The sequence below is a fragment of the Streptomyces sp. MGP-P1 genome, assembly GCF_057766565.1.
In genome coordinates, this window is sequence record NZ_JBYMEM010000001.1 from 987,356 (window position 1) to 998,775 (window position 11,420).

Annotated in this window: 7 protein-coding genes, 1 tRNA gene and 2 pseudogenes; 3 read left to right on the forward strand and 7 right to left on the reverse strand. The window is 70.6% G+C overall.

All coding sequences use genetic code 11. From position 1 onward, the window contains the following. Positions 1-27: 27 nt before the first annotated feature. The 5 genes and pseudogenes from rbsD to AC3CH1_RS04510 all read right to left on the reverse strand — a co-directional run bounded on the left by rbsD (position 28) and on the right by AC3CH1_RS04510 (position 5,974). Positions 28-417, reverse strand: a complete 390-nt coding sequence (gene rbsD, locus AC3CH1_RS04490; protein WP_488461654.1) for a D-ribose pyranase — start codon at positions 415-417, stop codon at positions 28-30. Further along, a complete protein-coding gene (locus tag AC3CH1_RS04495; RefSeq protein ID WP_488461655.1) occupies positions 414-1,343 on the reverse strand; it encodes a ribokinase in 930 nt (309 codons plus the stop codon). Before AC3CH1_RS04495 ends, rbsD begins: the two co-directional genes overlap by 4 nt. A gap of 57 nt (positions 1,344-1,400) precedes the next feature. Then, positions 1,401-3,358, reverse strand: a pseudogene (locus tag AC3CH1_RS04500) (ABC transporter permease/substrate-binding protein). Continuing rightward, entirely contained in the window at positions 3,348-4,961 is a 1,614-nt protein-coding gene (locus AC3CH1_RS04505; RefSeq protein WP_488461656.1) for a sugar ABC transporter ATP-binding protein, read from the reverse strand. Before AC3CH1_RS04505 ends, AC3CH1_RS04500 begins: the two are co-directional and overlap by 11 nt. Beyond that, positions 4,958-5,974, reverse strand: a complete 1,017-nt coding sequence (locus tag AC3CH1_RS04510; protein ID WP_488461657.1) for a LacI family DNA-binding transcriptional regulator — start codon at positions 5,972-5,974, stop codon at positions 4,958-4,960. The genes AC3CH1_RS04505 and AC3CH1_RS04510 overlap by 4 nt, the downstream gene beginning before the upstream one ends. 755 nt (positions 5,975-6,729) lie before the next feature. Between AC3CH1_RS04510 and AC3CH1_RS04515 the strand changes: the two genes are divergently transcribed. Both AC3CH1_RS04515 and AC3CH1_RS04520 read left to right on the forward strand, forming a co-directional pair. After that, positions 6,730-8,064, forward strand: a complete 1,335-nt coding sequence (locus AC3CH1_RS04515; protein WP_488461658.1) for a cytochrome P450 family protein — start codon at positions 6,730-6,732, stop codon at positions 8,062-8,064. A 236-nt stretch (positions 8,065-8,300) separates the two neighbouring features. Further along, positions 8,301-9,371: a glycerophosphodiester phosphodiesterase family protein gene (locus AC3CH1_RS04520; protein ID WP_488461659.1), complete on the forward strand. Its 1,071-nt coding sequence runs from the start codon at positions 8,301-8,303 to the stop codon at positions 9,369-9,371. 172 nt (positions 9,372-9,543) lie between these two features. Here the strand turns inward: AC3CH1_RS04520 and AC3CH1_RS04525 are convergent. Next, positions 9,544-9,631 (reverse strand) — tRNA-Leu (locus tag AC3CH1_RS04525). A gap of 163 nt (positions 9,632-9,794) precedes the next feature. Between AC3CH1_RS04525 and AC3CH1_RS04530 the strand changes: the two are divergent. Further along, positions 9,795-10,239 (forward strand): annotated as a pseudogene (locus AC3CH1_RS04530) (DUF2254 family protein); the annotation flags it as partial. Positions 10,240-10,309: 70 nt separating this feature from the next. On the opposite strand, the gene AC3CH1_RS04535 reads toward AC3CH1_RS04530, so the two are convergent. Continuing rightward, positions 10,310-11,398, reverse strand: a complete 1,089-nt coding sequence (locus AC3CH1_RS04535; protein WP_488461660.1) for a sugar phosphate isomerase/epimerase family protein — start codon at positions 11,396-11,398, stop codon at positions 10,310-10,312. Positions 11,399-11,420 lie beyond the last annotated feature (22 nt).

Genomic DNA, 11,420 nt, shown 5'->3' on the forward strand with positions numbered 1-11,420 from the left:
TCCCGAGGCTCCGGGACGCGCCCTCGCTCAGAAGAAGACCCCGCACCTCAGCAGTACGTTCGCGTACGGCCGGGCCTCCCCCGTCCGTACGACCAGCCGGGCCGCCGCCGTGAGAGCCTTCAGCTCGTCGTGCGGGACCACTTCCAGCCAGGGGAAGTGCCCGTCCAGGAGCGCCGCGGCCTCCGGATTGGCGTCACGGATCTCCTGGGCGGCCGTCGCACCCTCCACGACCAGCTCGTCGAGCAGGCCGTCCAGCACCTCGGCGAACGACGGCGTCCCGGCGCGGAAGGCCAGGTCGACCACGCGGGGGCCGGGTGGGATCGGCATGCCGGCGTCGCAGACCAGGACGGTGTCGCCGTGGCCGAGTTCGGCGATCGCGCCCGCCAGGTGGCGGTTGAGGATGCCCGACTTCTTCACAGCGCGTCGACCTCCTCCAGCGTCGGGAACGACTCCTGCGCCCCTCGCGCCGTGACCGCCGCCGCGCCCACCCTGACCGCGAAGGCCGCCGCCTCCCGCAGGTCGTCGCCACGGCCCAGACGCCAGGCCAGGGCCGCCGTGAACGCGTCCCCGGCACCGGTCGTGTCGAGGGCCTCGACCTTCGGGCTGACCAGGTGGTCCAGGGAGTCCGTCCGGCTGTCCGCCACCAGGGCCCCGGCCGCGCCCAGGGTGATGACGACCGAGCGCGGGCCGAGCGCGAGCAGCGCCGGCGCCCAGTCCTGCGGGGACTCCCCCGCCCCGTCGCCGAGGATGTACCGCGCCTCGTGCTCGTTGACCACCAGCGGATCGCAGGCGGCGAGCACCTCCTCGGGGAGCGGGGCGGGTGGGGACGGGTTGAGGACGAGCCGGGCGCCCGGCCCCCGGCCGCGTACCGTCTCGGCCACCGTGGCGAGCGGGATCTCCAGCTGTACGGAGATGACCCGGGCGGCGGCCAGCAGCGGGGCCGCCGCCCGGACGTCCTCGGGGGTGAGGCGGCCGTTGGCTCCCGGGGAGACCACGATGCTGTTGTCGCCCGACGGGTCGACGGTGATCAGGGCGACGCCGGTGGGGGCCCCGCCCACCAGGACGCCGTCCGTATCCACGCCCGCCGCGCGCTGGGTCTCCAGCAGGAGGCGTCCGTGGTCGTCGTCGCCGACCCGGGCGAGGAGGGCGGTCCTGGCGCCGAGGCGCGCGGCGGCCAGCGACTGGTTGGCGCCCTTGCCTCCGGGGTGGACGGCCAGGTCGGAGCCGAGGACCGTCTCGCCGGGCGCGGGGCGGCGCTCGACGCCGATCACCAGGTCGGCGTTGGCCGACCCGACGACCAGCAGGTCGTACCGGTACCGGTCGTCGGGGGCGTTGTCGTGCATGTGCGTGCTTCCTGCTTTCGTCGGTCCGGGGTCAACAGGCCGGTTCAAGGCGCGGGTTCAGGAGAAGTCGGCGACGTTCTCCCGCGTGACCACCTTGACCGGCACCTTCACCGTGCTCTCGACCTTCTCGTCCTTCGCGGCCTTCACGGCGTTGCGCACCGCGATCTTCCCGAGTTCGGCGGGCTGTTGGGCCACCGACGCGTAGAGCGTTCCTGCCTCGACAGCCTTCAGGCCGTCCGGGGTTCCGTCGAAGCCGACGACCGACACGGACTTCCCGGCCTTGCCGCCGAGTGCCTTGGCCGCGCCGAGCGCCATCTCGTCGTTCTCGGCGAAGACACCAGTGACGCCGGGGTGCGACTGGATGAGGTTGGTCATGACGTCGAGGCCCTTGGTGCGGTCGAAGTCGGCGGGCTGCTTGGCGACCACCTTGATGCCCGGGTACGCCTTGAGCCCCTCGGCGAAACCGGCCCCGCGCTCACGGCTGGCGGAGGTGCCCGCCGTGCCCTGGAGGATGACGATGCTGCCCTTGCCGCCGAGCTTGTCGGCCAGCGCGTCGGCGGCGAGCTTGCCGCCCGCCACGTTGTCCGAGGCGACGAGCGTCGCGGTCTGCGCCTTGTTGACGCCGCGGTCGGCGGCGATCACGGGGATGTCCGCCTTGTTGGCGCTGCGGACGCCCGGTCCGACGGCGTCCGAATCCACCGGGTTGACGATGATCGAGGAGACGCCGGAACTGGTGAAGTTCTGGAGCTGGTTGGCCTGCTGGGAGGCGTCGTTCTGGGCGTCGGTGACGGTGAGGTCGATGCCCGCCTTCTCCGCCTCCGCCTGTGCGCCTTCCTTCATCTGTACGAAGAAGGGGTTGTTGAGGGTGGAGAGGGACATGCCGACCTTCTTCGTGCCGCCGGACGATCCGGAGTTGAAGAAGGAGACCGCGCCGACGACGAGGGCGACGCAGAGTGCCGCTCCGGCCATTTTGAGCGCTCCCCTGCGGCCGGCCCCGGGGCGCCGGGGGCGGTGCCCGCGGAGGAGGCCGCTCCCGAACCGGCCTTGCGGCGCAGGGTGTCCAGCAGGACGGCGAGCGCGATGACGACGCCGATGACGACCTGCTGCCAGAACGCCGACACGGAGAGGAGGTTGAGGCCGTTGCGGAGGACGGCGAGGATGAGCGCGCCGATCAGGGTGCCGGACGCCTTGCCGACACCGCCGGCCAGGCTCGCCCCGCCGATGACGACCGCGGCGATGGCGTCGAGTTCGTACCCCTGGGCGGCCTGCGGCTGGGCGGAGACGAGGCGCGAGGCCAGGACGATGCCCGCGACGGCGGCGAAGAGGCCGGACAGCGCGTAGATGACGATCTTCTGGCGTTTGACGCGGAGCCCGGAGAGCCGGGCCGCTTCCTCGTTGCCGCCGATCGCGTACATCGAGCGGCCGATGAACGTGCGGCCGAGGATCAGTGCGGTGATCAGGCCCATCGCGATCATCACGAGGACCGGTACGGGAAGCCATCCGCCGAGGGTGTCGCCGAGCACCGAGACGGAGTCGGGGAAGGCGATCGGGCTGCCCTGCGAGATGACGAGGGAGAGGCCACGGGCGATCGAGAGCATCGCCAGCGTCGCGATGAACGGCGGGAGTTTGCCGTACGAGACGAGGGCGCCGTTCACGAAGCCGCAGGCGATGCCCGTGACGATCGCGAGGACGACGGCCAGGACGACCGGGACTCCCGCCGAGGTCGCCGACCAGGCGAGGACCGTCGCGGACAGGGCCGCCACCGAACCGACGGACAGGTCGATGCCCGCCGAGACGATGACGAAGGTGACGCCGAACGCGAGGATGGCGGTGACGGCCGCCTGGACGCCGACGTTCAGCAGGTTCTGGGTGGTCAGGAAGTCGCCGGAGAGCAGCGACATGGCCACCACCAGGACGACCAGGGCGCTGAGCGCGCCGTTGTCGAGCAGGACGCGGCGTATCACGGAGACTCCGCCGCCCGTTCCCGCGTCACTCTTGGCTGTCTCAGTGGCCACGGGGGCCCTCCTCTTCCTTCTTCGGTGCGGGATGTTCGGTGGACGTCGGTACGTCGGTGGGGGCGGGGCCCTGAGCGGCGGCCGGGGTGCCGACGGCGAGGGCCATGACGGCGTCCTGGGTGGCCTCGTCGGCGGGGAGTTCGCCGGCGATCCGGCCCTGGGCCATGACGAGCACCCGGTCGCTCATGCCGAGGACCTCCGGCAGATCGCTGGAGATCATCAGGACGGCGTGCCCGGAGGCGGTCAGTTCGTTGATGAGCTGGTAGATCTCGACCTTGGCGCCGACGTCGATGCCCCGGGTGGGTTCGTCGAGGATGAGGACCCGGGTGTCGGCCAGCAGCCACTTGCCGATGACGACCTTCTGCTGGTTGCCGCCGGAGAGGGTGCGCACATGCTGGCCGAGGCCGGACATGCGGACGCCGAGCTGCTGCGCGATGCGGGCGGCGGCCGTGCGCTGCCCCTTGAGGTCCACGAGCCCGGAGCGGGTCGCGGAGCGCAGGGTGACCAGGCCCAGGTTCTCCTGCACGGAGGCGTCGAGGACCAGGCCCTGGCCCTTGCGGTCCTCCGGTACGAGTCCGATCCCGGCGCCCATCGCGGCGGGCACGTCGTGCCGGGCGAGGCGTTCGCCGCGTACGTCGACGGTGCCCGCGTCGTAGGGGTCGGCCCCGAACACCGCGCGCGCCACCTCCGTACGCCCGGCGCCGACGAGTCCGGCGAGGCCGACGACCTCGCCGGCGTGCACGTCGAAGCTGATGTCGTGGAAGACGCCGTTACGGGTGAGCCCGCGCACCGACAGCAACGCGTCTGCGGAGTCGGGGCGTTCGGGCCGTTCGCGCGGGTACTGCTGCTCGATGCTGCGGCCCACCATGAGCTGGACGAGTTCGTCCTCGGGTGTCGACGCGGGCACTTGGCCGATGCTGCGGCCGTCGCGGAGGACGGTGACGCGGTCGCCGAGTGCGGCGATCTCCTCCAGGTGGTGGGTGATGAAGACGATCCCGACGCCGTCCTCGCGGAGTTGGCGGACGATCGCGAAGAGCTTGTCGACCTCCTCGGAGGTGAGCACGGCGGTCGGCTCGTCCATGATCAGGACGCGGGCCTCCAGGCTGAGCGCCTTGGCGATCTCCACCATCTGGAGCCGGGCGATGCCCAGTTCACGGACCTTGGCGTCGGGTCGCACGTTGACGCCGACCCGGCGCAGCAGCTCTGCCGCGTCCTCGCGCATCCGGCGGTGGTCGACGAGCCCGTAGCGGCGCGGCTGGCGGCCCAGGAAGATGTTCTCGGCGACGGTGAGGTCGGGGACGAGGTTGAACTCCTGGTAGATGGTGGCGATCCCGAGCCGTTCGGCGTCCTGCGCGCCCTCGATGCGCACCTCACGGCCTTCGGCCAGGATGCGGCCGCGGTCGGGGCGGTAGGCGCCGGAGAGCATCTTGATGAGGGTGCTCTTCCCCGCGCCGTTCTCGCCGAGCAGGACATGCACTTCGCCTCTGCGGAGGTCGAAGTCGACGTTGTCGAGGGCCACCACACCGGGGAAGGTCTTGCGGAGACCCTCGATGCGCAGCAACTCGTCCGGTGCGGTCACCCGTGGCTTTTCCGGTGCGGTCACCGGTCGCTCCTCTGGTTCGATGCGGGCCCGCCGCACGAGCGGCGTACGACGAGGCGGGCGGGCAGGGTGACGGACTGCGGGGTCCGTCCTTCGATCCGGTCGGCCAGCGCGCGTACGGCGGCCCGCGCGAGGTCGGCGGTCGGCTGGGCGATGGCGGTGATCGGCGGGTCCGTGTGGACGAACCACGGGATGTCGTCGAAGGCGGCGAGCGCGATGCCGTCGGGGACCCGCAGCCCTCGGGCCCGGATCGCGTCCAGCGCGCCGAGCGCCATCAGGTTGTCCGCGGCGAACACGACCTCGGGCGGCTCGGCCAGGGCGAGGAAGCGCTCGGTGGCCCGGCGGCCGCTGGCCGCCTGGAAGTCGCCCTGGCCGATGTAGGCGTCGGGCAGGGCGAGCCCGAGCTCGCCCATCGCGTCCCGGAAGGCCTGGACACGCTCGTTGCCGGTGGTGGTGGCGGCGGGCCCGGCGATGATGGCGAGCCGACGGTGACCGAGGCCGTGCAGATGCGCGACGAGATCCCTGACCGCGCCCGTACCGTCGGCCCGGACGACGGGGACGTCGATGCCGGGGATCCAGCGGTCGACGAAGACCATCGGGGTGCCGCCGAGGGCGACGTCCCGCATCAACGGGGAGCCCCCGTCGGCGGGCGAGACGAGGAGACCGTCGATCCTGCGGTCGATGAGCGTGCGGATGTGGTGGTCCTGGAGCTCGGGCCGCTCGTCGGCGTTGCCGATGATGACGCTGTAGCCGAGCGCGCGGGCCTCCTCCTCGACGAAGCGGGCCAGCTCGGTGAAGTACGGGTTGAGCACATCGCTGATGACCAGGCCGAACGTGCGGGTCTGCGCGGTGCGCAATGAGCGGGCGACCGCGTTGGGCCGGTAGCCGAGGGCCTCGACTGCGGCGAGGACGCGGGTACGCGCCTCTTCGCTGACGGACGGATGGCTGTTCAGCACGCGCGACACCGTGGCGGCGGACACACCCGCCTCGGCCGCGACATCCTTGATGCCCGCCATGTCCGGACCACCTCCTTGTGGTTTCCGTACACCTCGAACCCCTGGTGCCGACCGGTGGCGGACCAGCCGCTCGACGCCATGGAATCGATTACACGGATGATTGGAATCGATTACATGGCCGAAAGCAAGACCCCCTCCCGCGTCCGAGACCGGATCGTGACGGGAGGGGGCTGGGCTGCGGGAGGGGCGGCGCGGGAGGGAGGGAAGCCGCCAGGGGCCTTGGTGGATGCGCATCGCGCCGTCGAGCCCCGTCCGGGCCTACGGCGGGTCAAGGAGACTCGCGGCACCGAGCTCATGATCGATCTGTGCGACCCGGGACTCGGCCAGAACTACGTCCCGCGCCCGCCACCGAGCGGGCTACGTCGGCACTTTCGGCCCGCGGCCGCGGTGAGCGGAGGGTTTGGCGTCCGCCATGTACGCGATCGGAGTAACCCGGCGGAAGATCTCTTGTCGTCCCGTCCGCCGGGCGGGCACAGTGAAGTTGTTCGCCCTTGCCGTCCGACACCCACTTGGGGGGACGTGGCGGCCCGAACCCCAGGCGGTCTGACCGCCGAGGCGTTCGAGCAGACCGCCGAACCGTCGACGCGGTCGCTCTGCTGCCCGCACAGCAGCTGCTTCGGAACAGGGCCACCGGAGTCGTCAGGATGCGGGTGCCGCACCAGCGGGGAGTGGTCGCCAGTACGGCACTGAGTCAAGGGACAGCCTTCTTTCAGGCTGCGGGAAGCTCGACGCCATATTCGAAGAGAGGTGTGTCCATGACGGAACAGACCAACACCGAACCGGCCGCGGCTCCCGGGCAGGGCAAGGCCGCCAAAGCCGCCGCACCCGAGCGTCGTGACGCCGACGCCGGCACGCATGTCGCGGCCGAGACGATCGACCTGCTTGATCCGCAACTGATGCGCGATCCGGTCCGCGCGTTCTCCCCGGTCCGCGAACGGGCGCCGCTGGTCCGCGGTGTGATGCCCGGGGTGGAGCCGATGTGGGTGGCGACCCGTTACACCGATGTGCGCCGGGTCCTGTCCGATCCCCGCTTCGTCGCCGATCCCGCCCGCGTGCCCGGTGCCGAACCCGGTCACCGCATCGAGCAGTTGTGGCGCGCCCGCGGTGCTCGCCCCGAGGACGCGAAGTACCTGCGCACCTCCCTGTTCGGTACCGACGGGCCCGAACATCATCGCCTGCGCCGCAGGGTCGTCCGGGCCTTCACCGCGGGCCGCGTCAACCGCCTGCGCCCCCGCATCGAGGACATCACCCGCGCCCTCCTCGACGCCCTCCCCTCCCACGCCGACCCGGACGGCGTCGTCGACCTGATCCCCCACCTCGCCCACCCCCTGCCGCTCACCGTCATCTGCGAGCTCGTCGGCGTCCCCGAATCCGAGCGCCCGAACTGGTCCGCCTGGGGCAGCGTGATCACCGACGGAACCACCGGCACCGCCCTGGGCGATGCCCTGCACGCCCTGATCACCTCCGCGCACACGCTCGTCGACCACCACCGCGCATGCCCCGGCGACGACCTCATCTCCGCCCTGCTGGCACCCCACGACGACCCTCTCACCCCCACCGAGAACGTCGCGCTGATCCTCAACATCGTCTTCGCCGGACACACGACCACCACCAACCTCATCGCCAACGGCATCGCCGCCCTGCTCACCCACCCCGGCCAGCTCGCCCTGCTACGCGACGACCCCACCCTGGCACCCGCCGCCGCCGACGAACTCATGCGCTGGGGCGGCCCCGGCCCCCGCGCCCTGCCCCGCTACGCAACCGAGGACCTCCGCCTGAGGCAATGCCCGATCCGTCGGGGCGAAGCGGTCCTGCCGGTCCTGGCCGCAGCCGACCGCGACCCCCGCGCCCACCTCGATCCCGACCGCCTCGACATCACCCGCCACAGCTCCCCGCACGTCGGCTTCGGCCACGGTCCCCACCGCTGCATCGGCGACCGCCTCGCCCTCCTGGAGGCCCAGGTCGCCTGGACCGCGCTGTGGGACCGCTTCCCCGGTCTCGCCCTGGCCGTCACCCCGGACGAACTGGTCCGTGAAGCGGCCCCCAACTCCTGGAAACTGGCCAGACTGCCCGTCCGCCTCGACCCGTGATGAACCAGCGCCCGCACCCGCACCCGCAACCTGGTCGGGCACCGGATGCACTGGCACCGCCCGCGCAACAAGCCTGTTCGCGTCCTCGACGCCTCTGCCCGCGGCGCCGGTCGTACCGGCCGACTCGGGTTGGCAGGCCACTGTTCACGTCTGGGTCAGCGTCGGATATCCATCGCGTTCGCTCCCACGCCTACGTTCTCGGGCGGAAGTGTAGAACGACTGAATAGAGGCTCCTGATGTCCCTGCGTCGTGTTCTGCTGAGCCTGGTACTGGTGCCGCTGCTCGCCGCTCCGGTCACCGCCCGCGCGGCAACGTCCGACGGTCCCGAGAAGGCGTCGCACCAGAAGAAGCGCTTCGACCTTCAGGCGCACCGGGGTGGTCTCGGTATGACGACGGAGGGGTCCCTGGAGGGCTTCGGCAAGGCGCTGCACCTCGGTGTCAGCACCCTGGAACTGGACACCCAGGTCACCAAGGACTCCAAGGTCGTCGTCACCCACGACCGCAAGGTGAGTGCCCAGAAGTGCCGTGACACCGCACCGGTCGCGCCGGGCGACGCCATGTACCCCTATGCCGGCAAGCTCGTCAAGGACCTCACGCTGCGGCAGGTCCAGACCCTGGACTGCGGATTCCAGCGACTCCCCGGACACCCGGACCAGGAGGTCGTCAAGGGCTTTCGGATGGTCGAGCTCCGGGACGTCCTGCACCTCGTCAAGCGCTACAAGGCCCACAAGGTCACCCTCAACGTGGAGACCAAGATCGAGGCCGGCGCGCCTGAGGAAACCGCACCGCGCGAGCTGTTCGTCCGCCGCGTGTTCGAGGAGATCCAGCGCTCGGGAATGGCGAAGCAGGTGACGATCCAGTCCTTCGACTGGGGTTCCCTGCGGGCGATGCACCGGCTCGCTCCGCGCTGGCCGCTGGTGGCCCTGACCAACCACGACTTCCTCCAGGTGGGCAAGCCCGGCGCCTCCCCGTGGCTCGGTGGCATCGACGTCGACGACTTCGGCGGCGACTTCGTGGACGCGGCTGCTTCCATCGAGGGCGTCGAGGCACTGTCGCCCAACTACGGCTTCCCGCAGAACGGGAAGATCGGCGACCCCGGCTTCCGCTTCTACCCCGACAAGGCCATGATCACCAAGGCTCACGCGCGGGGCTTGAAGGTCATTCCGTGGACCTGCAACGACCCGGACACCATCGCAGCGCTCATGGACATGGGCGTCGACGGCATCATCTCCGACTACCCGAACCGGGTCCGCCAGATCATGACCGACCGCGGCATGCATCTGCCGAAGGCCTACGAGCCCCGCTGAGGACGAGGTCCGGACGTTCCGGCGCGCAGGGACGGCGGAGGCGAACCACGGGCACCCGGATTCGTTCTCGGGGAACCCGCAGAAGGCCGGATCGCGTCCACCACAACAACAAAGCCGGTCAAAGCGACAAAGTGTCGCTTTGACCGGCTTCATTTGGTCGGTTGACCCTGGCTGGTGTCCGAGGGGGGACTTGAACCCCCACGCCCGATAAAGGGCACTAGCACCTCAAGCTAGCGCGTCTGCCATTCCGCCACCCGGACAAGGTGTCTGCCGTTCGCGGTGTGTTCCCCGCGGCGACATGGAAAACAATACCAGGGGTTCGGCGCGCCCTTCACCCGCATATCCGGTGGTCAGTGCGGTGCGGCGTGCCGGTGGGAGCTCGACCTCCCGGTCCTCGGAGGTCCCGGGGCCACCTTCGCGTCCATGAGTGATCGCGGCTACCGCCGGCCCCGCCCGCTGTCCCCTCTGCGCGAGCATCTGCGCGACACGTTCTGGTCCGCCGCGATCATGGGGTTCGTCTGCGTGTTCGTGCTGTGGTTGATCGCCACCGAACGGGACGACGCGATCGTCACGCGTCGTGTTCAGTATCGCGCTGGTCGCGGCGCGGATGGCGAGCGGTCGGCTGACGCCCCGGGTGGCGCGGATCTTCGTCAGGAGCCGGATCAGCAAGATCACGCTGACGGTGTTCCTGGTGACGTTCTTCTTCTCGCTGCTGGTGCTCTCCTCGTACGAGAGCGAGAGCGATCCGCGCCGGGTGGTCTCGGCCCCGTTGGTGCAGAGCCTGCTCGTCCTGGTGATGCTCGCGCTGAGTCTGCTGCTCTTCGTCGTCCTGGACGACCTGCTGCTCGTCCGGGTTGGGGCCGGACCGTGGTGAGCGGTGCCACCGGACCGCCGGAGGGGCTCCGGCGGTCCGGGCTTAACGCGTCGGTCGGCACGCGTCAGTCGGCGCAGCGGCCCTCACGCAGCGAGTGCAGGTGCTCGCTCGACTTGCGGGCGAACGCGAGCGACGCGACCGGGTTGTCGTGCTCCGCCTGCCAGTGGTGGTAGCTCCGGCCGCGGTGGGTGCGGCCGGTGACCTTGGACAGGAACGTCTTGTAGTCGATGTCCCCGTCGCCCACGTCCGACATGCGGTAGCCGTCGCGGGTCGTCTCGTCGCGGACGCCGTCCTTGACGTGGAAGAGCGGGTAGCGGTCCGGGTGCTTCAGGACGTACTTCAGCGGGTCGAGCGGGGCTGGGCTGCCGTCCACGCGCTTGCTGAAGCGGAACTGCGCGCAGTAGGCCCAGTAGATGTCCAGCTCCAGGTAGACGAGGTCCGGGTCGGTCTCGGCGAGCAGGACGTCGTAGAGGCGTACGTTCGGCTTGTCGGTCGCGAAGGAGAACTCCTCGGCGTGGTTGTGCTGGTAGAACTTCATGCCGCGCTTGCGGGCGGCCGCCCCGTAGGTGTTGAACTCCTCCGCGGCCCGCTTCCAGCCGTCGACCGTGGAGCCGTAGCGGAACGGGCCCGAGGCCGTGCCGATGTGCTTGAGGCCGAGCGCCTGGGCGTCGTCGAGGACCTTCTCCAGGTTCTGGGCGAAGGTGTACGCGCCGGGGTTGTTGTCGTCGTAGTAGCCGACGTGGCTGCCGATCGGGTTGAGGCCGTGATCCCGGGCCAGCCGCTTGAGCTGGGCCAGGGTGATGGGACCGGCCGAGCCCTGGGTGTAGCCCGCGAGCTCGATCTCGTCGTAGCCGTACTTCTCCAGTTCGGCGAAGACCGGCGCGAAGCCCAGCGTGGAGATCTGGTCGCGGAGGCTGTAGAGCTGGATGCCGAGGCGCCCGGGCGGCAGGACGGGCTTGCCCTTGCCCTTGCCGTGCCCGTGGTCATGCCCGTGGCCGTGGCCGTTGCCGTGTCCCTGGCCTCGGTCGCGGCTGTCGGCCTGGGCGCTCGCCGTGCCGATGATGGTGGCGGCGGTGGCTCCGGCGGCGACACCGAGGATGTTGCGGCGGCTCAGTCTGCGGGCGAGTTCGGTGTCCTTGGAGGTGCGGCTCATGTTCGGGTGTCTCCCTTGCTGG